Origin of the sequence: Saccharothrix coeruleofusca, from assembly GCF_014648515.1 — a bacterium.
GTDB classification, from domain to species: domain Bacteria; phylum Actinomycetota; class Actinomycetes; order Mycobacteriales; family Pseudonocardiaceae; genus Actinosynnema; species Actinosynnema coeruleofuscum.
On record NZ_BMRG01000001.1, the window covers coordinates 407307 to 430550 of the forward strand.

A 23244-nucleotide genomic window follows, 5' to 3' on the forward strand; every position below is an offset into this window, starting at 1 on the left:
CCAACAGAGCCTGGACGCCGCCCCCGACGCGGCGTTCCAGGCTCTGCTGTTCGCGCGGCCCATCCCCCGACAGTCCGCGCTAACCCGCACTCCCGGCGCTGGTAGGCCCCGACCCTGCAACGCCGGAAGTAGGGGTGGTTACCCGTTTGACTTGGCTGTGAAACCGGTCGGGCCCGCTGGTCGGCGGGGTGACCGGTCGGCTCCAACGATCGCACGTTCCCTCCCCCGCCGCTCAAGGCCGTTCACTCTCAAGGAGTGCGAGGGGGCATCTCTCGCTGCCCTGTTTCACCCGGTCATCCGAGTGCCGTGACCTGATCGCGACCCCGGTGAGCGGTGGCGGAGCACACCGGAAACCATTTGGTACGCACGTACCACTCCAGGCATACTGGTACGCATGTCCCACTCTGCCCGCTTCTCCGACTACCGCGCTGCCCTGAGCACCCCCGGCATGCGTGGCCCGATCACGGCCTCGCTGCTGGCCCGCCTGCCGATCGCGATGATCGGCCTGTCGCTGCTGCTCTACGTGCAGCACGAGACCGGGTCGTTCGCGACCGCGGGGCTGGTGTCGGCGGGCGCGCTGGTCGGCGTGGCGGTGGGCTCGATCCTGCAGGGCAGGCTGATGGACCGGCTCGGCCCCACCCGCCCGCTGCTGGCCACGGTCGGCCTGTTCGCGCTGTTCATGGCGGTGGCGGTGCTGGCGGTGGAGGCGGGCGCGGCGCCCGGCGCGCTGGTCCCGCTGGCGTTCGCGGTCGGGCTCACCGAGCCGATGGTGGGCTCCGCGTCCCGCTCGCTGTGGGCGGTGATGGCGCCGGCGGGCTCGGTGCGGCTGGCCGGCTACGCCTACGAGGCCATCAGCATGGAGGTCTTCTTCATCCTGGGCCCCGGCCTGGCGGGCGTGCTGGTCGCGGCGCCGTGGGCGGGCACCGGCGTGGTGGTCGGCGCGGCGTCGATGGTGGCGGGCGCGCTGTGGTTCGCGCTCAACCCGACCGTGCGCGCGGTCCGGCCGGTGCGCACCCGCGGCAGCCTGCTCGGCGCGCTGGCCTCGCCGGGGATGCGCACGGTCGCGCTGGCCGCGCTGGGCTTCGGCGTGACCATCGGGTTCATCGAGGTGGCCGTGCCCGCCGCCGCGGCGCGGGCCGGTCACGTGGGCCTGGGCGGGCTGCTGCTGAGCCTGTGGTCGATCAGCTCGGTGCTGTTCGGCGTGCTGTACGCGATGAAGCCGGTGCCGCGCGCCATGCACCTGCGGCTGCCGGTGCTGCTGGGCGGGTTCGCGCTGCTGTCGACGCTGCTGGCGGTGCCGACGACGCTGTGGGGCCTCGGGCTCGCGCTGTTCGCGGTGGGCACCCTGATCACCCCGCAGTCCACCACCCACTCGGCGGTGATCGAGCAGGTCGCGCCGCGCGGGACGGCCACCGAGGCGTTCGGCTGGGTGGTCACCGCGGTGACCGTGGGCCTGGCCGCCGGCCAGTCGCTCAGCGGCAGGCTGGTCGAGTCCCACGGCACGGGCTGGGCGTTCCTGGCCGCCTCGGGCTCCGGACTGGTGATCGCGGCGCTGGTCTGGGTCTTCCGCGGCACCGTCGCCACCCCCGCCGAGCTGCCCTCGCGCGAGGAAGTCGAACTGGTCGCCCGCTAGATCGGGAACTGTCGGTGGTGCGGTCTAGCTTCACCGCATGGACCTCACCGCCACCGCGGCGGACCTCGCCGCCGCCGCGTCCGACGTCGCCCGCCTGCTCCCCGCCCGCGTGCTCGACCCCGTGCTGGCCGGTCTCGTGCTGCGCGCGGACCCGCACGGGGTCGAGCTGGCGGGCAACGACCGCGAGCACGCCGTCCGACTGACCCGCCCGGCCACCGTGCACACCGAGGGCGCGGTCCTGGTGCCCGCCAGACCGCTGGCGGAGACGCTGCGCGGACTGGCCGACCACCAGGTCAGGCTGGTCGTCGAGGGTTCGCGGCTGGCGGTGCGGACGCAGTCGGCCCGGTTCGCCCTGCCGCTGCTCGACCTGGCCGCGCACCCCGGCGTGCTGCCGCTGCCGCCGCTGGCCGGCCGGGCGCCGGGGGCGGCGCTGGCGGGCGCGCTGGCCGCGGTGTCCACGGCCGCCTCCAAGGACGACGCGCTGCCGGTGTTCACCGGGGTGCGGGTGCACGCGGCGGGCGAGCGACTGGAGCTGATCTGCACCGACCGCTACCGGATGGCGTTCGCGTCGCTGCCCTGGTCCGGCGGGGCGCTGGACGTGCTCGCGCCCGCCGCCGCGCTGGCCGAGGTGTCCCGGCGGTTCGGCGGCGGCGAGGTGGCCGTGCACGCCGACGCCGACCGGGTGGCCCTGGCCTGGGCGGGCGGCAGCGCGAGCACCGCGCTGCTGGCCGCGCCCTTCCCCGACGACCGGGCCCGCAAGCTGCTGGAGGCCGACGCGGAGAGCACCGTGCTGGTGGAGGCGGACGTGCTGGCGGGCGCGGTGCGCCGGGCGGCGCCCTACTCGGGCCCGCACGGGGCGGTGACCATCCAGGTGGACGACGGCGAGCTGCGGGTGCGGGGCAGCGACCCGCAGGCGGGCGAGTCGGAGGAGTCGGTCAAGGCGTCGGTGGACGGCAACCGGCTCACCAAGAGCTTCCAGGCGCGCTACCTGGCCGACGCGCTGCGGGCGTTCGGCGGCGGGCGGGTGGAGCTGCGCATCCGGGACGGTCTGCGGTCGACGGTGCTGACCTGCGACGCGGGCGAGGACGGGGTGGAGCTGACCTACCTGGTGGTGCCCCTGCGCACCCCGTGACCGGCCCCGGTCAGCCCCGCAGGTAGTCCAGCTGCGCGCGGACCGACCACTCGGCGGCGGACCAGAGCGCGCGGTCCACGTCGGCGTAGACCACTTCGACGACCTGGCGGGCCGTCGGCGGCCCGCCCAGCCGCTCGGTCAGCCGCTCGACGGCCGCGCGGACCTGGGCCAGGCGCAGCTCCCGGTGCGCGAGGTAGGCGCGGGCCGCGGTGCCCGCGTCCGGCAGCTCGGGGCCGTGCCCCGGCAGCACCGCCGTGCCCTCGGGCAGGTCGGCCAGCGCGCGCAGCGACTCCAGGTAGTCGCCCAGCCTGCCGTCCGGGTGCGCCACCACGGTCGTGCCGCGCCCCAGCACGGTGTCGCCGGTCAGCACGGCGTCGTCGAGCAGGAAGCACAGCGAGTCCGACGTGTGGCCGGGCGTGGCGAGGACCCGGATCTCCAGCCCGGCCGCGACCACCACGTCGCCGCCCGCCAAGCCCTCCTCGCCCAGCCGCAACGCGGGGTCCAGCGCGCGCACCGGGGCCTTGACCCGCTCGGCGAACGCCGCCGCGCCCTCGGCGTGGTCGGCGTGCCCGTGGGTGAGCAGGACCTGCGCGACCGGGCCGAGCGCGGCGATCCGGGACAGGTGGACCTCGTCCAGCGGGCCGGGGTCGACCACCACGCACGTCTCCTCGCCGGGGGCGCGCAGGACCCACGTGTTGGTGCCGTCCAGGGTCATCACCGACGGGTTCTCCGCCAGCAGCACCGCCGCGGTCGGGGTGACCTGCCGCAGCACCCCGTAGGCCGGGTGCGCCAGCCGCTCGCCCTCGACGGGCGTGCCGCTCACGGGACCACCACGCGCACCGCGCCGCCCTCGCGCACGAGCTTGGGGATGATCTTCTCCACGGTCCGGTCCACCACCAGCACCTCGGCCGCCGCGCCCAGCTCCGCCAGCTCGGCCAGCGCCACCCAGGTCGGCGGCAGCAGCAGTCGGCGGCCCGCGCGCCAGTCCGCCAGCGCGTCGGCGGGCCGCTGCCACACCGCGTCGGACGCCTCGGTGGTCACCGCGTCGGCCCGCTGCCCCTCGGGCAGCAGGGCGGCGAAGAAGCGCGTGTCGTAGCGGCGGGGCTCCTCGGCCGGGGTCACCCAGTTCGCCCACGGCCGCAGCAGGTCGGCCCGCAGCACCAGGCCCGAGGAGGCCAGGAACCCGGCCAGCGAGACCTCCCGGTCCACCAGCGCCCGGCGGGCGGCGGCGTAGGGCGCGGTGTCGGCCACCACGGTCGTCTCCGAGGGGCCCGCGAGCAGCACGCCGGACTCCTCGAAGGTCTCCCGCACGGCCGCGCACACCAGCGCCCGCGCCAGCTCCGGCGAGCAGGCGAAGCGCTCGGCCCACCAGCTCGGCGGCGGCCCCGCCCAGGCCACGCCCGTGTCGGCGTCCCGCCGGTCGACCCCGCCGCCGGGGAAGACCGTCATGCCGCCCGCGAACGCCATGCCCGCGACGCGGCGCTGGAGGAACACCTCCACGCCCTCGGCGGCGTCGCGGACCAGCAGGACCGTCGCGGCGTCCCTGGGCTCCACCGGGATCGCCGGGGGCACCTCGGGGACCATGCTCGCGGGCAGCACCAGTTCTTCGGGCAGTTCGCGCACGACACGAGCCTACGGCCGATCAGCGCGGGCAGGATGGAGTCGTGGACGTGAAGCGGAAGTGGCGCCTGCTCGGCGCCGACGGATTCATACCCGGCGTAATCGCGGGGGTGCTGCTGACGACCGCCGCCACTCTGGTGCTGTTCCTGCCCACCACCACCACGATCAGCAGCAGGCAGCCGGAGGGCGAAGTGCCCGGTGTGTTCGTGAAGCGGCACGGCAGCCCGATGGGCGGCAGGGACTACGAGGTCTGGCTCGGCCAGACGGAGGACAGGGGGCACGTCGTGCGGATTCCCTCCGGCTGGGGCACGGACTTCGAGGTGCGTCCTGTGGAGGGCGGCTTGGAACTGGCGTTCGCCTCCGGCGGGCGGGTCTTCGTGCCCGAGCGGTTCTACACCGGGAACCGCTAGCGGGCAGGATTGTCCGCGTGGACGAACAACTGCGGGTAGGACTCGTCGGCGCGGGACCGTGGGCGCGCATGGTGCACGCACCCGGCCTGGCCGACCACCCCGGCACCCGGCTGACCGCGGTGTGGGCGCGCAAGCCGGAGGCCGCGGCCGAGCTGGCGGGCACCTACGGCGCCGAGGTGGCCGCCGACCCGGACGAGCTGCTGGCGGCGGTGGACGCGGTGGCGTTCGCGGTGCCGCCGGAGGTCCAGTCGGGGATCGCGACCACGGCCGCCGAGCGGGGCAAGCACCTGATCCTGGAGAAGCCGGTGGCGGCCACGCTGGCGGACGCCGAGCGGCTGGCCGGGGCCGTGCGGCGGGCGGGCGTGGCGTCGCTGGTGATGCTGACCAAGCGGTTCGCCCCGGAGATCCGCGAGCAGCTGGACCAGCTGCGCGAGGTCGGCGGCTGGGCGGGCGGATCGGTGCGGGTGCTCAACGGCGCGCTGCTGGACGGGCCGTTCTCGCAATCGCCGTGGCGGCACGAGCGGGCCCCGCTGGACGACGTCGGCCCGCACGTGTTCGACCTGATCGACGCCGCGCTCGGGCCGATCACCCAGGTCATCGCCGCGCACCGCGGCGAGGGCGGGCTGTGGCAGCTCATCCTGGGCCACGAGGGCGGCGCGACCAGCGGCGTCTCGCTGAGCATGGCGCTGCCGCTGAACCCCGGCGTCTGGGAGGTGGCGGTGTTCGGCGAGCACGGCCACCGGGTGCTGGCCGACCGCGGCACCAGCGCCCAGGACTGCTTCACCAACCTGCTGGACGACTTCGTGGCGATGGTGCAGAGCGGCACCACCGAGCACCCGTGCGACGTGCACCGCGGCTTGTACCTGCAGCGGATCATCGACCAGGCGCGGCGCGCGGCGGGCGGATGAGGCACCTGCCGACCCGGTGGGGCGGCGGTCGCCGCCCCACCGGGTCAGCCGGGGTAGTTGCCGTTGTTGGGCTTGGGCACGCCGTTGACGTACTCCGGGCCACCGGCGGGCCAGGTCGACTGCTCCCGCTGCGCCAGCTCCTCGTGCAGCTGCTGCAACAGCGCCCGCTCCCGCTCGCTGAGCTTGGCGTCCACCGGCTGGGACAACGCCGCCGTGGCCGGGGCCTCCCCCTCGGCCAGCGCGGCCTGCAACGCGGCCAGGTCGTCCGGGTTCAGCTCGGTGGTCACCTCGGAGCGCGACAGCGGCGGCTCCTCCAGCGCCGGGGGCTTGGGCAGCTCCTCCTCGACCGGCTCGCGCACCGGCAGGCGCTTGACCGGCTTGGGCGGGAACGGCTGCACGCCCTCGAACGAGTCGGCCCGCGCCCGGCGGGCCTTCGAGCCGGTCTCTGGTTCGGCAGGCACCGGTTCCGGCTCGACCACCGGTGCCTTGTCCCGGACCTCGCCGTCGAACCAGGTGGCGTTGTCCACGGGCTGGTCGACCGGCACCGCGGGGAAGAACACCTCGCGGGCCGCGGTCACCGCCGAGGCGTGGTAGTCGCCCAGCGGTGTGCCGACGGTCAACACCTCCACCGCCGCCCGGATGCCCGCCCGGCGCAGCGCCACGTCCACCCGGTAGGCGGTCGCCGGGGCGAACCCCTTCGGGCCTATGTCGACCAGCACCACGCGCTGCGGCAGCGGCCCCGGCGTCGCGCCCGCCGGGCTGGACCGCCACGAGGCGCGCACACCGCGCACGTCGGGCAGCGAGGACACGGTCTTGGCCAGCGCCTCCGACAGCCCCTCGGCCGGGTCGGAGTCCGAGCTGAACCGGTGCCTGAGGTAGGGCAGGTGCTCCACCGCGAGCAGCCGGTCGGCCAGCGCGGGGTCCGAGCGGACCTCCCTGAGCACCGCGCCCAGCTCGCGCCGCTCGTCGCCGGTCACCGGGATGCGCCCGGCCAGCAGGCAGCCCACCACCAGCTCCGCCGCGCGGTCGGGCTCCGCCACCGCCAGCAGCTCCCTGGCCTGGGACAGCGCGTCGTCGTCCACGCGGCCCGCCAGCGCCAACAGGAAGTCGTGCAGGCGGACGGGAAGCCCCACTCCGTCATGCGCCACGACTGCTTCTCCTTCCGGCCCCCGCACCGCGGCGAGCACTACACGGGCACCAGGTGCCCATCGGCCTCGGCGCCGGTGCACACCAGCTCCGATGCCGCCAACGCCGCCCGGTGGTAGGGCGGCAGGTCCAGCCCGGCGGGCAGGACCTCCACGCACGGGTCGTGCTCGCCGAGCGCGCGCAGCACCCGCTGCACCTCACCCGCCAGCCGAGGGCTGCCGGAGGTGGCGGTCACCAGGATGATCCGCCTGGTCCCACCACCGCCGCCGCGCCGCCACGAGGACCGGACCTCGCCGACCCCCGGCCGACCGCGCAGCGTCGCGCCGAGCACCACGGTCGCGGAATCCCCCATTGACGCCTGATCGGGTGATTCCGGGGAAAAGGTGTAGTCGGTCTCCGGGAGTTCGTCCAGTCCTCTGATCGAACTGATCGCGCCGGGGTCGGCCCCGTGCGGGAGCAACGCGTCGGCGAGCAGCCGCTGCTCGTGGTCGGTCAGCCCGACCCGGTCGTGCAGCAGCGTACGCGGCAGGGCGCGGGCGAGCACCGCCGTGGCGTCGGTCGCGACCCAGTCGCGGTACCGCCACAGCACGTCGTCCGGGAGCCGCCCGGCCAGCCGCAGCAGCAGCTCGTGACACGTGTCCGACATCTCACTCCCCGATCTCGACGACCAGTTCCACCTCGACGGGCGCGCCCAGCGGCAGCTCGGCCACGCCGACCGCGGACCGCGCGTGCGCCCCCGCGTCCCCGAACACCTCGCCGAGCAGCTCGGACGCGCCGTTGACGACGGCCGGGTGACCGGTGAAGCCGTCGGCGGAGGCGACGAAGCCGACCAGCTTGACCACGCGGACCACCGCGTCCAGGCCCACCAGCGCGTCCACCGCGGCCAGCGCGTTCAGCGCGCAGGTGCGGGCGTGCGCCTTGGCCTCCTCCGGGCTGACCTCGCCGCCGACCTTGCCGGTGGCGGCCAGCGAGCCCGCCACGAAGGGCAGCTGGCCGGAGGTGAACACCAGCGAGCCGGAGCGGACCGCGGGCACGTACGCCGCGACCGGCGCGGCCACGGCGGGCAGCTCGACGCCCAGCTCGGCCAACCGGGCCTTCCAGCTCACGACTTCGGCCGCTTCAGGTAGGCGACGTGCTGCTCACCGCTGGGGTTGGGCAGGACGGTGACCAGCTCCCACCCGTCCTCGCCCCACTGGTCCAGGATCGCCTTGGTGGCGTGGATCAACAGCGGGACGGTGGCGTACTCCCACTTCTGCATGGTGGGAGCCTAGCCGCACCCCCTTGGGCGGGTGCGGGCGTGGGTCAGCGCCGGGCGCCGTCGAGGAACGCCCGGAAAGCCCTGCTGGTGAACACCAGGGTGCCCGCGCCCCGGTTCTTGCTGTCCCGCACGGCGGTGCGCCCCCCGGCCACCGCCAGCTCGACGCACTGGGCGTTGGTGGCGCTGCGGCTGCTCTTGCGCCACGTCGACTCGCTCATGACTTCCCCCCGGCTGTCCGCGCTGACCCGACGAGTCTCACCGGTCCCGGCCGTGCAGGCGGACCGGCCTAGGCCACTCCGGGCACGTCCGGTTCGGGGAGGCGACACCGTCGGACCAGCGCGTCAGCCGAAGACGCCTGCGATCGGCCCCGGATCGGACCGCGCGGGCGCGAGGCGGTGCCTCGCGCCCGCGCGGGCGTCCACCGGGTTCTCAGGCGTTGACGGGGACGGGGGCGGAGTCGACCGCGACGGGCCGGTCGCGCAGCACGACCAGGGCGACGACGGCCGCGACCAGGGCGCCGACCGCGGCGGCGGTGAAGCTGGTGGACATGGCGGTGGTGAAGGCGTCGCGGGCGGTGCCCGCCAGCGCCGCGTCACCGCTCCGGGCGGCCACGCCGAGGGCGTCGCCGATCGAGCGGCGGGCGTCGCCAGGGGCGTCGGCGGGCATGGCCGCGGTGAACGCGCCGCTCAGCACGCTGCCCAGGACGGCCACGCCCAGCGCGGCGCCCGCCTGCTGCACCGTGTCGTTGAGGGCGGAGCCGACGCCCGCGTGCCGCGCCGGGACCGCGCCCATCAGCGCCGCGATCGCCGCGGGCATGGCCAGGCCGCCGCCCGCGCCGACCAGCGCCAGCGCGACCACCGGGGAGGCCGAGCCCATGACCTGGAAGCCCGCCGCCATCACGGCCAGGCCCACCGCGGTCAGCACCCGGTTGCCGACCTTGCGCCCGAGCACCGCGCCGACGGCGTTGAACACCAGGGCGGCCACCGCCATGGGGATGAACGCCAACCCGGCTTCCAGCGCCGAGTAGCCGAGGACGAACTGCAGGTACTGGGTGACCACCAGGAGCAGGCCGCCGTTGCCGATCTGCACCAGCGCCAGCGAGAAGCAGCCGCCGCTGAAGTTGCGCTCGCGGAACAGGCCCAGCGGCACCATCGGGGACTCGGCGCGCAGCTCCCACAGGACGAAGCCGGTCAGCGCCAGCACCGCGACGCCCGCCGCGACCAGGGTGCCGGTGCCCGAGCCGTGCTGGGGCAGCTCGATGATCGTCCAGACCAGCGCGACCATGCCGACCACGGACAGCACCGCGCCGAGCGGGTCGGGCTTGCTCCAGGGGCCGCGCGACTCCGGCATGAGCGCCACGGCGGCGACGACGGCCAGCGCGACGATCGGCACGTTGACCAGGAAGACCGCGCCCCACCAGAAGTGGGCGACCAGCACGCCGCCCAGCACGGGCCCGCCGACCAGGCCGACCATGGACACCACGCTCCACGCGGCCATCGCCGTGCGGCGCTCGGCCTCGTCGAACACCGTGATCAGGATGGACAGGGTGCTGGGCATGATCAGCGCGCCGCCCACGCCCATCAGCACGCGGGCGCCGATCAGCTGCTCGGGGTCGCCCGCCAGCGCGGCGGCCAGCGAGGCCAGCCCGAACACGGCCAGACCGATCACCATCACCCGCCGCCTGCCGAACCGGTCGGCCAGACTGCCCGCGGTCAGCAGCAGACCGGCGAAGACCAGGATGTAGGAGTCCAGAATCCACTGGACGTCCTGGGCGTCGGCGCCCAGTTCGGCGGTCATCGCCGGGATGGCCACGTTCAACGCCATGTTGTCGACGACCAGCACCAACGTGCTCAAGCAGAGCACGATCAAGATCAACCAGCGACGCGGGTGACGGTCCACCGCGAATCCCCTCCCGAGTGGTGCGCACACTGTGCGCTCGACTGCGAACAATGTACGCATAGCGGAACGCTGTACGCAACTAGGTACACCGTGCGCTACGCTGGCCAGGTGCAACAGGACGAACGGGCGCTGCCCACGGTGTGGGCGCGGGAGGACCGGAGCAGGCGCGAGCAACCGGCGCTGAGCAGGGCGCAGATCGTGGCCGAGGCGCTCCGGCTGCTCGACGCCGAGGGCATGGAGGCGCTGACCATGCGCAAGCTCGGCGCCCGCCTGGACGCGGGCGCCACCTCGCTCTACCGACACGTGGCCAACAAGGACGAGCTGGTCGAACTGGTCGTGGACGAGGTGTTCGGCGAGATCCGCACGTCCTCGGGCGGGGACTGGCGCAGCGCGGTCGCCGATGTCGCGCGGGACATGCGCGCCGCGATCCTGCGGCACCCGTGGGTCGCCTCCGCGCTCGGCGCCGCGGGCATGTCCTACCTCGGCCCGAACCTCCTGCGGCTGTCCGAGGACCTGCTGGTCACGCTGGAGGCGGCGGGCTTCCCGCTGCTCCCGGCCAACATCGCGATGAACACCGTGTTCGCCTACGTCATCGGCGTCGCCACCAGCGAGGCCGCCTGGCTGACCATGCTCCAGCGCGGCGGCCAGAGCGAGCAGGAGTGGACCGCCCGCCTGCGGCCCACCATCGAGCGGGCCACGCGCGGCTACCCGAGACTGGCCGCGCTCTACGAGGCGGAGGGCGCCAGGAACCCGGAGGAGGTCCGCGAGGACGACTTCGAGGTGGGCCTGCGGCACGTCCTGGACGGCCTGGAGGTCGCCCGCGACCGCGACCGGATCACCTGATCGGGAAAGGCCGCCCACGGCGCCGGTCCCGCCGCTACCTTGATCGGGTGGAAACCTGGCGGGTCGTGGCCACCTGCGCCTTCGTGGCGGGCGGGCTGGTGCTCGTGCTGGTCGGCATGGCCCAGGTGCGCGACCGCACCCGCACCCGCGGGCAGCGCCGGACCAAGCGCGCCGAGGTGCTGCGCGCGGGCCTGCTCGGACTGGTCCTGGTGGCCGTCGTGGCGCTGCTGATCGCCTACTTGCTGCCGTCGGTGGTGGCGTGGGGCGTGGTGGCCGCGACGGTGATGCTCGTCGTGTTCATCACCACTGTGGACTGACCGCGTCCAGCGGAGTGGCGCTCGGCGCGCATAGGCTGATCCGGTGAACGGCTGGACCGACGAACTCTCCCGCGCGCGGCTGCACGTCGTGACCGGCAAGGGCGGGACCGGCAAGACCACCGTGGCCGCGGCGCTGGCGCTGGCCCTGGCCACCGGCGGCAGGCGGGTGCTGCTGGTGGAGGTCGAGAACCGGCAGGGGATCGCGCGGCTGTTCGACCGGCCCCCGCTGCCCTACGCCGAGGAGCGCATCGCCTCCGCGCCCGGCGGCGGCGAGGTGCGGGCGCTGGCGGTCGACCCGGAGGCCGCGCTGCTGGAGTACCTGGACATGTTCTACAACCTCGGGTTCGCGGGCCGGACGCTGCGCCGGATGGGCGCGATCGAGTTCGCCACCACGCTCGCGCCCGGCCTGCGCGACGTGCTGCTGACCGGCAAGGTCAAGGAGTGCGTGCGGCGGGTGCGCCCGACCGGGCGGCACGAGTACGACGCGGTGGTGCTCGACGCCCCGCCGACCGGCCGGGTGGTGCGCTTCCTCGACGTCACCAGGGCCATGGCCGAGCTGGCCAAGGCGGGTCCGATCAGGGGGCAGAGCGAGGGCGTGGTGAAGCTGCTGCACTCCGGGGACACCGCGGTGCACCTGGTGGCGCTGCTGGAGGAGATGCCGGTGCGCGAGACGCTGGACGCGGTGGCCGAGCTGGACGCCGCCGACCTGCGGCCGGGGGCGGTGTTCGTCAACCGGGTCAACCCGCCCCGGCTGCCCGAGCGGTCGCTGGTCGCCGCCGCGCAGGGCCGGGTGGACGCCGAGCGGGTGCGCGCCGGGCTGGCCTCGGCAGGCCTGGAGGTGGACGACGACGCCGTCGAGGGGCTGGTCGACCAGGCCGTCGAGCACGCCATGCGGGTGCGCGCCGAGCAGCGCGCCAAGGAGCTGCTCGCCGAGGCCGACCTGCCCTCGCTGGAGCTGCCCGAGCTGACCGACGGGGTGGACGTGGCCGCGCTCTACGAGCTGGCCGAGGTGCTGGTCGGGCGGGGGGTGCGGTGAACCGGCTGGACGTGGACGCGCTGCTGGACGACCCGGCGACGCGGGTGCTGGTGTGCTGCGGCTCCGGCGGCGTCGGCAAGACCACCACGGCCGCCGCGCTGGCCGTGCGGGCCGCCGAGCGGGGCCGCCACGCGGTGGTGCTGACCATCGACCCGGCGCGCAGGCTGGCCCAGTCGCTGGGCCTGCGGGAGCTGGACAACCAGCCGCGCGAGGTGCGCGTCGAGGGCTTCCAGCCCAAGGGCGGCCTGCACGCGATGATGCTGGACATGCGCCGCACGTTCGACGACATGGTGTGGGCGCACGCGGGCCGGGAGCGGGCCGAGCAGATCCTGGCCAACCCCTTCTACCAGACCATCTCCACCTCGTTCTCCGGCACGCAGGAGTACATGGCGATGGAGAAGCTGGGCCAGCTCGTCGGGCGCGACGAGTGGGACCTGGTCGTGGTGGACACCCCGCCCAGCCGCTCGGCGCTGGACTTCCTGGACGCGCCGCAGCGGCTGTCCACCGTGCTGGACGGCAAGCTGATCCGGATGCTGTCCGCGCCCGCCCGCGCGGGCGGGCGGGGCATCCGCAAGATCGTCGGCGCGGGCTTCGGCCTGTTCACCAAGGCCGTCTCGACCATCGTCGGCGGCCAGCTGCTGCAGGACGCCTCCACCTTCGTGCAGGCGCTGGACAGCATGTTCGGCGGCTTCCGGCAGCGCGCGCAGGCCACCTACGACCTGCTGCGCTCGCCCGGCACCGGGTTCCTGGTGGTGGCCGCGGCCGAGCCCGACGCGCTGCGCGAGGCCAGCTACTTCGTGGAGCGGCTGTCGGCCGAGGACATGCCGCTGACCGGGTTGGTGGCCAATCGCACCCACCCGGTGCTGGCACCGCTGGCCGCGTCCGGCGCGCAGGCCGCGGCGGACCGCTTGGAGCGCTCGGGTGACGCCCCGCTGGCCGCCGCGGTGCTGCGCGTGCACGCGGACCGCGTCGCCGTCGCCGACCGGGAGAAGCGGCTGCTCGCGCGCTTCACCCGCGCGCACCCCGGTGTGCCGCTGGTCGGTGTGCCCGCGCTGCCCGTCGACGTGCACGACCTGGACGGGCTGCGCGAGATCGGCAGGCGCCTCGCGGGCGAGTGATCCCCCTCGCCGTGCGGACACCCGAAGGCGCGCTACCCGACCTTGGACTCCTCCAGGTGCTCCTGGCGCGCGGTGTCGAGCAGCTCGTGCCAGGACGTGACGTCGGGACGCCGCCGCAGCAGCGCCCGCCGCTCACGTTCGGTCATGCCGCCCCACACGCCGAACTCGATCCGGTTGTCCAGCGCCTCGGCCAGGCACTCGGTGCGCACCGGGCACCCCAGGCACACCAGCTTGGCCTTGCGCTGCTCAGCGCCCCGGACGAAGAGCTGGTCCGGCTCCTCATCACGGCAGGACGCCTTGATCCGCCAATCCCCCTGCTGCATATCCCCCACCTCGTTCACACTTGTCCGGTCCGGTAAATCCGCCACACCCCTGCCGCGGATGCCGTAGGCTCACCACCGAGTGGCCGTGCCGTTGGCTGCTGTCCCTGGACGTTGACGGACTGTAGAGCCTTCCGGTTCCACCTCCAACCCTGGGTTGCGCACCTGTTACCTGTCTTGAGTACGAGTACTCATCCCGGGTAATGGCGTTACTTCTGCCTGATCACCCGTCGGTGAGCCGCGTACGCTGACCCGCGTGCGAGTCAGGAACGGCGTGCTGAAGCTGCTCGGCCTGTGTCTGCTGGCGGGGGTGCTGCTGGCGGGCCTGCTGTTCCCCGTCGTCGGCTCGCTGGGGCTGATGTCCAACCAGGCCAGCGACACCGTGGACAGCATCTCCGCGGACCTGGTCACCACCGACCCGCCGCTGATCACCACGATCACGGACAAGGACGGCGCCCCCATCGCCTACCTGTACGACCAGTACCGGGTGCTGGTGCCGCCGGAGAAGATCTCGCCGACCATGAAGGCCGCGCTGGTCTCGGTGGAGGACCGGCGCTTCTACGAGCACCAGGGCGTGGACTGGAAGGGCACCTTCCGCGCGGCGCTGACCAACCAGTTCAGCGGGTCGGTCACCCAGGGCGCGTCCACGCTGACCCAGCAATACGTCAAGAACTACCTCGTCCACGTGGTGGCCAGGAACAACAAGGTCGAACAGCAGAAGGCGCAGGAGCAGACTATTGCGCGAAAAATGCGTGAAGCGCGCATCTCCTTGCAACTGGAGAGCAAACTCGGCAAGGAGGAAATCCTCGCCCGCTACCTGAACGTGGTGCCCTTCGGCTCGACCATCTACGGCATCGCGGCGGCCTCGCAGGCCTACTTCGCCACCACGCCGGACAAGCTGACCGTGCCGCAGGCGGCGCTGCTGGCGGGCATGGTCAACAGCCCGTCCGCGCTGGACCCGGAGGTCTTCCCGGAGAAGTCGCTGGAACGGCGCAACCAGGTCATCGACAAGATGGTGGAGAACGACAAGCTCTCCCGCGAGGCCGCCGAGGCGGCCAAGGCCGAGCCGCTCGGCCTGGCCCAACCGGTCCGCACCCCGCCCAACGGCTGCGTCGGCGCGGGCCCGGAGAACGGCTTCTTCTGCTCGTACGCGGTGCAGTACCTGGAGCGCAACGGGTTCAGCCTGGAGCAGCTGCGCACCGGCGGCTACACCGTGCGCACCACCCTGGACCGCACCATCACCCGGCAGGCCAAGCAGGCCGCCGAGGCGCAGGTGCCCAAGAACACCGACGGCATCGCCAACGCGATGGCCGTGGTCCGGCCCGGCAAGGACAAGCACGAGGTGGCCGCACTGGTCGCCAACCGGGACTACGGGCTCAAGCCCGAGCAGTTCCAGACCCAGTACGACCTGCCCAGCGGCGTGGAGAACAAGTTCGGCGCGGGCTCGGTCTACAAGGTGTTCACCGCGGCGGCGGCGCTGGAGAAGGGCATGGGCATCGAGAACGTCATCCCCACGCCCAGCTTCTACGAGTCGCGGGTGTTCAAGGGCGGCGGCGAGCGGTGCCGGGGCACCGGCGAGCCGAACACCCGCTGGTACTGCCTGGGCAACTACGACAACAGCTACCCGCCGCAGATGTCGCTGCAGCAGGCCCTGGCGACCTCGCCGAACACCGGGTTCGTCATCCTGGAGGAGCGGCTGGGCATGGACCCGGTGGTGGACATGGCCGCCCGGCTGGGGATGCGCGAGACGCTGGCCACCAACCTCAGGGGCGAGCCGCCCAACGCCAAGGACAAGAACAAGGAGCTGCGGATCTCGCAGACCGAGTTCTACAAGGCCAACGGCGGCAACGCCTCCTTCACGCTGAGCCCGGCGCCGGTGAGCACCCTGGAGCTGGCCAACGTGGCCGCCACCATCGTCAGCGGCGGCACCTGGTGCCCGCCCACCCCCATCGGCGAGGTGCTCGACCGCAACGGCAAGGTCGTCGAGGTCAACGAGGCCCCGTGCGAGCAGGCGGTGTCCGAGGGCCTCGCCAACGGCCTCGCGGCGGGCATGAGCAAGGACGACCAGGCCAACGGCACCGCGGCGGGCGCGGCGCGGCAGTTCAAGTGGACCCGCCCGATGGTGGGCAAGACCGGCACCACCGAGGAGTTCAAGTCGGCCGCGTTCATCGGCGCGACCCCGGACTTCGCGGGCGCCGTGCAGGTGTTCAACGACGGCACCTCGCCCCGGCCGATCTGCCTGGGCGACAAGCCCAGGCTGTGCGGTCGCGGCGGCAACATCACCGGCGGCAGCCTGCCCGCGCGGACCTGGTTCGACGCGATGAGCCGGGTGCACGCGGGCCTGCCCGTGCGCGAGCTGCCCAAGCCCGAGGAGCGCTACCTCAAGGGCGGCACCGAGATCAGGATCCCGGACGTGGTGGGCAAGAACGTCAACGAGGCCACCCGCCTGCTGGAGCAGGCCGGCTACAAGGTCAGCACCCAGAACCGCAACTCCGGGCAGCCCAAGGGCACCGTGGTCAGCCAGACCCCGCGCGGCACCGCCCTGCGCGGCACCATCGTCACGCTGCTGGTGAGCACCGGCTACGTGCCGCCGCCGCAGCCGACCGCCCCCGGCCCCACCGGCGGTCAGCCCTCCGGCGGCCCCGGCACCTCGCAGCCGCCGGAGATCACCCTGCCCACCGAGCCCACCGAGCCCACCGAGCCCACCGGGCCGCCCGGCGGGCCGGAACCGGGCATCCCGATCCCCACCCGCCCCCGCCGCTGACCCGGCCCCAGGGGGCAGGCCCCTCAGGATGCCGGGCTCTCAGGAGGCCAGCTTCGCCTTCACCGCCGCGGCCACCCGGCCGCCCTCGGCGCGGCCCGCGACCTTGGCGTTGACCGCCTTCATGACCTGGCCCATCTGCCGCTGCCCCGGCTGCTCGCCCAGCTGCGCGGCCACCTCGGCCACCGCCTCGTCGACCAGCGCGGCCAGCCCCGCGTCGTCCAGCTGCGCGGGCAGGTAGGACTCCAGCACCGAGGACTCGGCGCGCTCCAGCTCGGCCTGCTCGGCCCGCCCCGCGCCCGCGAACGCCTCGGCGGCCTCCTTGCGCTTCTTGACCTCGCGCGCGAGGACCTTGAGCACCTCGTCGTCGGACAGCTCGCGCGCCGCCTTGCCGGAGACCTCCTCGGTGGTGATCGCGGCCAGCGCCATCCGCAGCGCGCCCGCCCGGACCGTCTCCCGGCCCTTGATCGCGCTCGTCAGGTCCGACTGCAACCGCGCCTTCAACTCCGCCATGCGGCTCAACCTACCGGGCACCACGCCGCACCCCGAACCGGTTAACCCCCTACCCTCGGGGGCGTGAACACGTTCGGTCGCGCGCTGCTCGCCACCACCGCCCTCGGCACCGCCACCATCGCCTACGCGGCGGGCATCGAGCGCAGGAACTGGACCCTGCGGGAGGCGACGCTGCCCGTGCTCAAGCCGGGCTCGGCCCCGCTGCGCGTGCTGCACCTGTCCGACCTGCACATGACGCCCAACCAGAAGTCCAAGCAGCGCTGGGTGGCCGAGCTGGACTCGCTGGAGCCCGACCTGGTGGTCAACACCGGCGACAACCTCGCCCACCAGCAGGCCGTGCCCGCCGTGCTGCGCGCCCTCGGCCCGCTGCTCGACCGGCCCGGCGTGTTCGTGTTCGGCAGCAACGACTACTACGCGCCGCGACCGAAGAACCCGGCCCGCTACCTGCTGCCGTCGTCGAAGACCAAGCGCATCCACGGCGTCCAGCTGCCGTGGCGCGACCTGCGCGCGGCGATGATCGAGCGCGGCTGGCTGGACCTGACCCACGTGCGGCGCACGTTCACCGTGGCGGGGCAGACCGTGTTCGCCGCCGGCCTGGACGACCCGCACCTCAAGCGCGACCGCTACCAGGACATCGCGGGCAAGCCCGAGGACGCCGCCCTGCGCCTGGGCGTCACCCACTCCCCCGAGCCGCGCGTGCTGGACCCGTTCGCGGCCGACGGCTACGACCTGGTGATGGCGGGCCACACCCACGGCGGGCAGCTGCGCGTGCCGGGCTACGGGGCGCTGGTGACCAACTGCGAACTGGACCGGTCGCGCGCCCGAGGGGCGTCCCGGTGGGGCGAGCACACGTGGCTGCACGTGTCGGCCGGCCTCGGCACCTCCCCGTACGCGCCGGTGCGCTTCGCCTGCCCGCCGGAGGCCAGCCTGCTCACCCTGGTGCCCCGACCCGTTGACGCAGGTCAGGAGCGGTCTGAGGGCAAAAGGGGTACCCGGTTCGGAGTGGGTGGGAACGTCAGGTAGAGTTCTCCTCGTTCGATCCCAGCCGGGGTGTGGCGCAGTTTGGTAGCGCGCTTCGTTCGGGACGAAGAGGTCGCAGGTTCAAATCCTGTCACCCCGACCAGGTCAGGCCCGGTACGTCGCAAGACGTACCGGGCCTGATTTGCGTTCCAGCCAGATGGCTGGAGGCAGGCCGGTCCAGTTCCACCTCACCGCCGTCCGTAGAAGGCTCGGAGGCGATGGACGCCAACCAAGCGGAGTGAGGCCAGGACGATGACCGGGAGCTTCGAAGGTCGACCCGCGTACCTCCGGATCGCAGATGACCTGCGGCGGCAGATCCTCGACGGTGAACTGCGGGACGGCGACCGGCTCCCGACCGCGCAAGAGATCATGGACGACTACGGCGTCTCCCGGATCGTGGTCCGCGACGCGATCAACCTGCTGCGCTCCGAGGGCTTGGTGCGCACCCAACAAGGCAGCGGCAGTTACGTCCGTCGGCACAAGCCGCTGAAGAAGCGCGTCATGGGCGACCTCTACGCGAAGCGCCCAACCTCCTCGCCTGTCGCCCAGAGCGCCCAAGCCGCCGGGAAGACCGCCGACTGGGAGTACCAGTCACGAGCCACCAAGGCCACCAGAGCTGTCGCCGACCGACTGGGCATCGAGCTAGGCGACGACGTGAGAGCCCCGAGGCCCTTCGAGACGGACAAGCTGGAAGTTCCCCAAGGAGTTCCAGTCATGGCTGTCGAGCGCACCTACTACGCGGGCGACAGGCCAGTGGAAACAGCGGACATCATCGTGCCCGCCGACCGCTACGCGCTGTCTTACACGATCAGGATTCCCGAGGTCGCTTCCGAAAGCTGGTGAGCACGCCCCGAAGACACTTCAAAAAGTTCAGGAAGTGGCATTTTCATCATGCCGGTGACGGGGCTTTCCGCAACTTGCTCCAACCACTCGGTCACAGCAAGGCCAGGAACTCGGCGGCTGTCAGGCCGGCTTGGCGCACTACCGACGCCAGCGTGCCCCGCTTGACGGTGCCGCGCATGGGCAGGATGACTGTTCGACCGTCTGATGCCGCCATACGGCATGGCTGCCCTTGGTGCGTACGTGCTCGAACCCGAGGGACTTCAATACGCGTTCAACCCTGCGCACGGGCAGGTCGGCCAGCGCAGGGCTCACGCGGCGCTACCCGGCAGGTGGAAGTGGGTCACCAACGGAGCGGGGGTGATAGTCGGCGTCGGAACGTGTTCGAGGTAGAGCTCCACTGCCTCGGCCAGGTTGCCCAACGCCTCGTCGATCGTCTGCCCCTGGCTGGCCACGTCCACCTCCAGCCACTGAGCCACGTACCAGTCCTCTTCCTGGTGGACTGCGGCGGTGAAGGTGTGCGGTCGACTCATGAGAGCAGTGTCCCACCAGCGCGCCGGTGAGGGGGCAGGCGCAGCAGGGGCCTGGCACTTCGCGGCTGTGAGGCCGGTCTGACTGACGCACGATGGATGCGAGCGCACCTCGGCCACGGGCTCGACGCGCACTCCGCCGAGGTCGGTTCGGCGATCAAAGCAGCAACCGGTCACCTGGCGCGGAATAACGCGCCGCCTGCCGTGGTGTAACTGTTGCGACGGGTTGGTCGCGGGGAGGAGCCGGGAGCCCATGAGCCTTCGCCAGTACGAGTACGCGCTGGCCGTCGCCGAGGAGGGCTCGGTGACGGCGGCGGCGGAGCTGCTGCGCGTCGCGCAGCCGTCGGTGTCCCAGCAGATCCGCAACCTGGAGCGGGAGCTCGGCGTGGACCTGTTCGCCCGCACCCCGACCGGCCTGGTGCCCACCCTGGTCGGCCGGGCGTTCCTGCGGGAGGCGGAGGCGGCGGTGAACGCGGCGCGGCGGGCCAAGGCGATGGCGCGGGCCGGTGCCGACGAGCTGGTGGGCGAGCTGGTGGTGATGGCGCAGATGGGCTTGGGGACGCGGCAGCTGCCGGGCGCGCTGGGCGCGCTGCGCCGCCGCTTCCCCCGCCTGGAGGTCACCGTCTTCGAGGAGCCGAACCCGGCCGAGCTGGAGCGGATGGGCCGCCGGGGCGTGATCGACCTCGCCCTGGTGGCCTCGACGTGCGAGGAGGGTGCCGTCGACGCCCACCACCTCGGCGACGAGGAGTTCGTCGTGGTGCTGGGCGACGAGCACCGGCTGCTCGCCGAGGACCGGGTCGGGCTGGCCGAGCTGGCGGGTGAGCCGTGGGTGCGGTTCGACCGGGACAGCGCGCTCGACGGCGTGCTGCGGGACGTGCTGCGGGAGCACGGGCTGGCCCCGACCACGGTCGCCCGCGCGTCCCAAACGGCGACGGCCGTGCGCTGGGCCGCCCACGGGCTGGGGGTGACGCTCGTCCCGGCCTCCGCGGTGCCGCACGGTCACGAGCACCTCGTGCGGCCGGTGTTCCCGGTCGTGTCCCAGCCCGTCATCGCGGCGGTCCGGCGCGGCGCGGGCCGGGCGGAGCTGGCGCTGCTGGAGCTGCTGCGCCAGGAGTCCTGGTCGCGGTCCGCTGTGCTGATGGCCTGAGCGGGGGCCGTCAGCCCCTGGGGAACTCGCCGCCGTCCACGACGAGGTTGCTCCCGGTCAGCCAGCTCGCCCGGCCGGAGGCGAGGAACAGCACCGCGTTGGCGATGTCGTCGGGCTCGCCGTCGCGCCCCAGCGGCGGCGTGGTGGCGCTGACCTGGTCCGGCGTCGAGTCCAGGCGCGCCCACTGCTCCCGCGTCGCTTCGCCGCCGGGGGTGGCGACCCGGCCGGGGGTGACGGTGTTGACCCGGACGCCGAACGGGGCCAGTTCGGCGGCCAGTCCCCGGCTGTAGTTCTCCAGCGCCGCCTTGGCCGCCGTGTAGTGCAGGAACGGTCCGGACGCGACGGGCACGGCCGCGGAGGAGATGTGCACGATCACCCCCGAGCGCCGTTCCCGCATCCCCGGTGCCAGCAGCGCGTCCAGCCGCACCGACGCCAGCAGGTTCAGCTCCAGCGTGTCCTGCCACTCCTCGTCGGGGATGTCCAGCGCGCCGCGGTGCGGTCGCGCCCCGCCCGCGTTGTGCACCAGCAGGTCCACCCCGCCGAACGCCTCCCGCGCGGCCGCGGCGATCGCCTCCGCCCCGCTGCGGGTCCGCACGTCGGCTTGGACGAAGCGGGCCCCCTCCGGCGCCGCGCTCGTCGCCGACCTGGCGGTGGTGAGCACTTCGGCGCCCGCGTCCAGGAGTTGGCGCACGATGGCCGCGCCGATTCCGCGAGAACCGCCCGTGACCAGGGCCCGCTTTCCCGCGAATTCGGGCGTGCCAGATCCGTTCTCGGTCGTGGTCATGCCACCGGTCCTCTCCGTCGTGTATTCGGTCAACCCATCGGGCTCTTTCACGGTACGGCGGGGAAAGAACGGGAAGCAAAGACGAAATAACTGCGGACGCCATAGGGGGAACCTATGGCGTCCGAACGCTCGGTTCGCGGTGGGCGAGCGCGGCACCCCCAAGGCGGACGTCGCCTTCACGGGCTGCCGGAAGCGGGGGCGAGCCGCCTTCTGATCCCACACCAGGGAGGCCGGTTTTCTCGACGATCGTGGAATGATTTCCGCCTTATTGCGGTTTCGCCGAAAATCTCGCGGGAATGTGCCGAAAATCGACCTAATACCAGGACAATCTCCGGCATCGACGACGTTGTCGGAGGGGCGGCATGACTGATCCAGCGGACCGCGGGAGACCCGGCCATCGAGTTCTGCTCATAATCTTGTTCGTCCTGGTGACCGCCGTGGTCACGTCCGTGTCGGCGCGCCTGGTCGCCGACGTGGTCGAGTGGTGGCGGGCGGACGGCGTCCCCTACCTCGCCGCGACCGCGGTGATGCTGATCCTGTCCAGCGTGCTGATCAACGCGCTGCCCAGGGCGGTGAAGGAGTTCTGGCACTGGTCGGGGCCGTTCCCGGCGGTGGCGGACCGGGTCGGAAAAGCGCTGACCCGCCCGCGCAAGGCGCTGGGCGTCGTGATCACCGTCCCGCTTCTCGCCGGAGCGGGCTACGTCCTGCTGCCGCCCGCGCTGGAGCCGGGCGAGCTGGTCATCATGGCGGCGCCGGACCTGAGCCCCAACACCCCGCGCACCACGCTGATCGAGCAGTGGAACGAAACCCACCCGCGCAATCCGGCCAGGCTCGAAATCGCGGCGGGTGAGACCGAGGAGCAGCACGAGCGCATGGTCAACGACGCGGAGGAGGACGGCGAGCACAAGGCCGACGTCTACATCCTCGACGTGGTGTGGATGCCGGAATTCGTCGAGAACGGATACCTGCGGGAACTGGACCGGTCGAAGCTCGGGGACGACCTGGACGACTTCGTGGCACCGGTGCGGCGCACCTGCGAGGTGAAGGGCAAGCTCTGGGCGCTGCCGCTCAACACCGACACCGCGCTGATCTACCACCGCACCAAGGTGCCCGGCGTCGACGCGCCGCGCACCTGGGACGCCCACTCCGGGACCCCCGCCGCCGAGGGGCGCGGCGGGGTGGAGGCGGCGACCGCCGCGCAGTTCTCGGACGAGATGCTGATGGTCTCGGCGCTGGAAGCGATCTGGGCGGAGGGCGGCGGGGTGGTGACCGAGGACGGCGAGGTCACGCTGACCCCGGACGGCAGCCGGGTGAGGTTCACCAAGAACGACTACGCGGGGATGCGCAAGCTCAACGCGATGACCAGGGCGCAGGGCATCGCGCTGACCGACCCGCGCCCCGAGGACACCAACGCCCTCGACGCCGTCGAGCAGTTCGCCGCCGGGCGCACGGCGTTCATGCGCAACTGGGCCATCGCCCACCAGCAGCTCGACGACCGGCAGGCCGAGCTGGACGCCGCGGGCGTCACCTTCGACGCCATCGCCCCGCCCTCGCCCAGCGTGCTCGGCGGGCAGAACCTGGCGATCTCGGCGCACACCGGCGAGCCGAGGGCCGCGCAGGCGCTGATCCAGTTCCTCACCAGCGCGCAGAGCCAGCAGATCCTGGCCGAGGTCGGCGGGTTCGCGCCGAGCAGGGGATCGGTGTACGACCGGGCGAAGAGCGAGCACTGGGTGCACGTGCGGACGGCGCTGCAGCAGACCCGGCTGCGCCCGAACACGCGGAACTACACCGAGTTCAGCAAGGCCTTCCGCGACGCCGTCAAGAACGTGGTGAGCGAGCACGACCAGATCCCCGACGAGACCGCCAGGGAGTTGGCGGAGATCCTGCGGAAGTGACCGGTGGACCGGCGGGGCCCCTCCGCACCCCCATGCGGAGGGGCCTTCGCCGGTCAGCTCATATCTCGGTTGTCCACCGGGATCAGGTGGCGGGGTACGACCGCCATGTCGCGG

General features: G+C 73.1%; 26 protein-coding genes and 1 tRNA gene. 14 read left to right on the forward strand and 13 right to left on the reverse strand.

All coding sequences use genetic code 11. From position 1 onward, the window contains the following. Positions 1-394: 394 nt before the first annotated feature. A complete protein-coding gene (locus tag IEZ00_RS02110) occupies positions 395-1633 on the forward strand; it encodes an MFS transporter (protein WP_189221299.1) in 1239 nt (412 codons plus the stop codon). Positions 1634-1670: 37 nt separating this feature from the next. Beyond that, positions 1671-2765 carry a DNA polymerase III subunit beta gene (gene dnaN / locus IEZ00_RS02115; protein ID WP_189221300.1) on the forward strand — a complete coding sequence of 365 codons (1095 nt, stop codon included), beginning with the start codon at positions 1671-1673 and terminating at the stop codon, positions 2763-2765. Positions 2766-2775: 10 nt separating this feature from the next. On the opposite strand, the gene IEZ00_RS02120 is transcribed toward dnaN, so the two are convergent. Together IEZ00_RS02120 and IEZ00_RS02125 are read right to left on the reverse strand one after the other, a co-directional pair. Then, positions 2776-3558, reverse strand: coding sequence for an MBL fold metallo-hydrolase (locus tag IEZ00_RS02120; RefSeq protein WP_189221736.1), 783 nt, complete (start codon positions 3556-3558; stop codon positions 2776-2778). Positions 3559-3584: 26 nt separating this feature from the next. Beyond that, complete coding sequence (locus IEZ00_RS02125) at positions 3585-4349, reverse strand: NUDIX hydrolase (RefSeq protein WP_189221737.1); 765 nt, start codon at positions 4347-4349, stop codon at positions 3585-3587. Between the two features lie 146 nt (positions 4350-4495). Between IEZ00_RS02125 and IEZ00_RS36120 the strand changes: the two genes are divergently transcribed. Beyond that, the gene (locus tag IEZ00_RS36120; protein ID WP_229794919.1) at positions 4496-4795 is read left to right on the forward strand and encodes a hypothetical protein; all 300 of its coding nucleotides are present in this window, start codon (positions 4496-4498) and stop codon (positions 4793-4795) included. Positions 4796-4812: 17 nt separating this feature from the next. Beyond that, positions 4813-5703: a Gfo/Idh/MocA family protein gene (locus tag IEZ00_RS02130; protein WP_229794920.1), complete on the forward strand. Its 891-nt coding sequence runs from the start codon at positions 4813-4815 to the stop codon at positions 5701-5703. Between the two features lie 44 nt (positions 5704-5747). On the opposite strand, the gene IEZ00_RS02135 is transcribed toward IEZ00_RS02130, so the two are convergent. The 6 genes from IEZ00_RS02135 to IEZ00_RS02160 all read right to left on the reverse strand — a co-directional run bounded on the left by IEZ00_RS02135 (position 5748) and on the right by IEZ00_RS02160 (position 9970). Beyond that, entirely contained in the window at positions 5748-6851 is a 1104-nt protein-coding gene (locus IEZ00_RS02135; RefSeq protein ID WP_189221302.1) for a hypothetical protein, read from the reverse strand. A 38-nt stretch (positions 6852-6889) separates the two neighbouring features. After that, the gene (locus IEZ00_RS02140; RefSeq protein ID WP_189221303.1) at positions 6890-7495 is read right to left on the reverse strand and encodes a hypothetical protein; all 606 of its coding nucleotides are present in this window, start codon (positions 7493-7495) and stop codon (positions 6890-6892) included. 1 nt (position 7496) lies between these two features. Beyond that, positions 7497-7955 carry a RidA family protein gene (locus IEZ00_RS02145; protein WP_189221304.1) on the reverse strand — a complete coding sequence of 153 codons (459 nt, stop codon included), beginning with the start codon at positions 7953-7955 and terminating at the stop codon, positions 7497-7499. Next, positions 7952-8107: a Sp36 family protein gene (sp36, locus tag IEZ00_RS02150; RefSeq protein WP_189221305.1), complete on the reverse strand. Its 156-nt coding sequence runs from the start codon at positions 8105-8107 to the stop codon at positions 7952-7954. Before sp36 ends, IEZ00_RS02145 begins: the two co-directional genes overlap by 4 nt. Before the next feature lie 44 nt (positions 8108-8151). Next, positions 8152-8325 (reverse strand): DUF397 domain-containing protein, encoded by a 174-nt coding sequence (locus IEZ00_RS02155; protein ID WP_189221306.1) that lies wholly within the window; start codon positions 8323-8325, stop codon positions 8152-8154. A 211-nt stretch (positions 8326-8536) separates the two neighbouring features. Next, positions 8537-9970: an MFS transporter gene (locus IEZ00_RS02160; RefSeq protein ID WP_229795039.1), complete on the reverse strand. Its 1434-nt coding sequence runs from the start codon at positions 9968-9970 to the stop codon at positions 8537-8539. A 144-nt stretch (positions 9971-10114) separates the two neighbouring features. On the opposite strand from IEZ00_RS02160, the gene IEZ00_RS02165 reads away from it, so the two are divergent. Genes IEZ00_RS02165 through bagB form a run of 4 tightly spaced genes read left to right on the forward strand, consistent with a single transcriptional unit; the run spans position 10115 to position 13320 of the window. Continuing rightward, on the forward strand, positions 10115-10849 hold the full coding sequence (locus tag IEZ00_RS02165) for a TetR/AcrR family transcriptional regulator (RefSeq protein WP_189221308.1): 735 nt from the start codon (positions 10115-10117) through the stop codon (positions 10847-10849). 47 nt (positions 10850-10896) lie between these two features. After that, the gene (locus tag IEZ00_RS02170) at positions 10897-11166 is read left to right on the forward strand and encodes a hypothetical protein (RefSeq protein WP_189221309.1); all 270 of its coding nucleotides are present in this window, start codon (positions 10897-10899) and stop codon (positions 11164-11166) included. 43 nt (positions 11167-11209) lie between these two features. Then, positions 11210-12202 carry an ATPase BagA gene (gene bagA, locus IEZ00_RS02175; protein ID WP_189221310.1) on the forward strand — a complete coding sequence of 331 codons (993 nt, stop codon included), beginning with the start codon at positions 11210-11212 and terminating at the stop codon, positions 12200-12202. Next, positions 12199-13320, forward strand: coding sequence for an ATPase BagB (bagB, locus tag IEZ00_RS02180; protein ID WP_189221311.1), 1122 nt, complete (start codon positions 12199-12201; stop codon positions 13318-13320). The genes bagA and bagB overlap by 4 nt, the downstream gene beginning before the upstream one ends. A gap of 32 nt (positions 13321-13352) precedes the next feature. Here the strand turns inward: bagB and IEZ00_RS02185 are convergent, their stop codons facing one another. After that, positions 13353-13643: a WhiB family transcriptional regulator gene (locus tag IEZ00_RS02185; RefSeq protein ID WP_189221312.1), complete on the reverse strand. Its 291-nt coding sequence runs from the start codon at positions 13641-13643 to the stop codon at positions 13353-13355. Between the two features lie 253 nt (positions 13644-13896). Between IEZ00_RS02185 and IEZ00_RS02190 the strand changes: the two genes are divergently transcribed. Continuing rightward, on the forward strand, positions 13897-16404 hold the full coding sequence (locus IEZ00_RS02190; protein WP_189221313.1) for a penicillin-binding protein: 2508 nt from the start codon (positions 13897-13899) through the stop codon (positions 16402-16404). Between the two features lie 39 nt (positions 16405-16443). Here the strand turns inward: IEZ00_RS02190 and IEZ00_RS02195 are convergent, their stop codons facing one another. After that, positions 16444-16914 carry a GatB/YqeY domain-containing protein gene (locus IEZ00_RS02195; protein ID WP_189221314.1) on the reverse strand — a complete coding sequence of 157 codons (471 nt, stop codon included), beginning with the start codon at positions 16912-16914 and terminating at the stop codon, positions 16444-16446. A 63-nt stretch (positions 16915-16977) separates the two neighbouring features. Between IEZ00_RS02195 and IEZ00_RS02200 the strand changes: the two genes are divergently transcribed. The 3 genes from IEZ00_RS02200 to IEZ00_RS02210 all read left to right on the forward strand — a co-directional run bounded on the left by IEZ00_RS02200 (position 16978) and on the right by IEZ00_RS02210 (position 18777). After that, the gene (locus tag IEZ00_RS02200; protein ID WP_189221315.1) at positions 16978-17937 is read left to right on the forward strand and encodes a metallophosphoesterase; all 960 of its coding nucleotides are present in this window, start codon (positions 16978-16980) and stop codon (positions 17935-17937) included. A gap of 23 nt (positions 17938-17960) precedes the next feature. Beyond that, positions 17961-18037 (forward strand) — tRNA-Pro (locus tag IEZ00_RS02205). Between the two features lie 149 nt (positions 18038-18186). After that, on the forward strand, positions 18187-18777 hold the full coding sequence (locus IEZ00_RS02210; RefSeq protein WP_189221316.1) for a GntR family transcriptional regulator: 591 nt from the start codon (positions 18187-18189) through the stop codon (positions 18775-18777). A gap of 138 nt (positions 18778-18915) precedes the next feature. On the opposite strand, the gene IEZ00_RS38055 is transcribed toward IEZ00_RS02210, so the two are convergent. Together IEZ00_RS38055 and IEZ00_RS02220 are read right to left on the reverse strand one after the other, a co-directional pair. Beyond that, positions 18916-19089 carry a type II toxin-antitoxin system HicA family toxin gene (locus IEZ00_RS38055; protein WP_373293062.1) on the reverse strand — a complete coding sequence of 58 codons (174 nt, stop codon included), beginning with the start codon at positions 19087-19089 and terminating at the stop codon, positions 18916-18918. Then, positions 19086-19307: a type II toxin-antitoxin system HicB family antitoxin gene (locus IEZ00_RS02220; protein ID WP_189221317.1), complete on the reverse strand. Its 222-nt coding sequence runs from the start codon at positions 19305-19307 to the stop codon at positions 19086-19088. The genes IEZ00_RS38055 and IEZ00_RS02220 overlap by 4 nt, the downstream gene beginning before the upstream one ends. A gap of 250 nt (positions 19308-19557) precedes the next feature. Here IEZ00_RS02220 and IEZ00_RS02225 point away from each other — a divergent pair, with 250 nt between their 5' ends. Continuing rightward, positions 19558-20451, forward strand: coding sequence for a LysR family transcriptional regulator (locus IEZ00_RS02225; protein ID WP_189221318.1), 894 nt, complete (start codon positions 19558-19560; stop codon positions 20449-20451). Between the two features lie 10 nt (positions 20452-20461). On the opposite strand, the gene IEZ00_RS02230 is transcribed toward IEZ00_RS02225, so the two are convergent. Continuing rightward, complete coding sequence (locus IEZ00_RS02230) at positions 20462-21235, reverse strand: SDR family oxidoreductase (RefSeq protein ID WP_189221319.1); 774 nt, start codon at positions 21233-21235, stop codon at positions 20462-20464. Between the two features lie 416 nt (positions 21236-21651). Between IEZ00_RS02230 and IEZ00_RS02235 the strand changes: the two genes are divergently transcribed. Further along, on the forward strand, positions 21652-23130 hold the full coding sequence (locus IEZ00_RS02235) for an extracellular solute-binding protein (RefSeq protein WP_189221320.1): 1479 nt from the start codon (positions 21652-21654) through the stop codon (positions 23128-23130). The last annotated feature ends 114 nt before the right edge of the window (positions 23131-23244 follow it).

Bases quoted from the DNA above. Each gene is read 5' to 3' on its own strand.
- IEZ00_RS02110 (WP_189221299.1), top strand. From the start codon at position 395: ATGTCCCACTCTGCCCGCTTCTCCGACTACCGCGCTGCCCTGAGCACC.
- dnaN (WP_189221300.1), top strand. From the start codon at position 1,671: ATGGACCTCACCGCCACCGCGGCGGACCTCGCCGCCGCCGCGTCCGAC.
- IEZ00_RS02125 (WP_189221737.1), bottom strand. From the start codon at position 4,349: ATGGTCCCCGAGGTGCCCCCGGCGATCCCGGTGGAGCCCAGGGACGCC.
- IEZ00_RS02140 (WP_189221303.1), bottom strand. From the start codon at position 7,495: ATGTCGGACACGTGTCACGAGCTGCTGCTGCGGCTGGCCGGGCGGCTC.
- sp36 (WP_189221305.1), bottom strand. From the start codon at position 8,107: ATGCAGAAGTGGGAGTACGCCACCGTCCCGCTGTTGATCCACGCCACC.
- IEZ00_RS02155 (WP_189221306.1), bottom strand. From the start codon at position 8,325: ATGAGCGAGTCGACGTGGCGCAAGAGCAGCCGCAGCGCCACCAACGCC.
- IEZ00_RS02185 (WP_189221312.1), bottom strand. From the start codon at position 13,643: ATGCAGCAGGGGGATTGGCGGATCAAGGCGTCCTGCCGTGATGAGGAG.
- IEZ00_RS02195 (WP_189221314.1), bottom strand. From the start codon at position 16,914: ATGGCGGAGTTGAAGGCGCGGTTGCAGTCGGACCTGACGAGCGCGATC.
- IEZ00_RS02210 (WP_189221316.1), top strand. From the start codon at position 18,187: ATGACCGGGAGCTTCGAAGGTCGACCCGCGTACCTCCGGATCGCAGAT.
- IEZ00_RS02220 (WP_189221317.1), bottom strand. From the start codon at position 19,307: ATGAGTCGACCGCACACCTTCACCGCCGCAGTCCACCAGGAAGAGGAC.
- IEZ00_RS02225 (WP_189221318.1), top strand. From the start codon at position 19,558: ATGAGCCTTCGCCAGTACGAGTACGCGCTGGCCGTCGCCGAGGAGGGC.
- IEZ00_RS02230 (WP_189221319.1), bottom strand. From the start codon at position 21,235: ATGACCACGACCGAGAACGGATCTGGCACGCCCGAATTCGCGGGAAAG.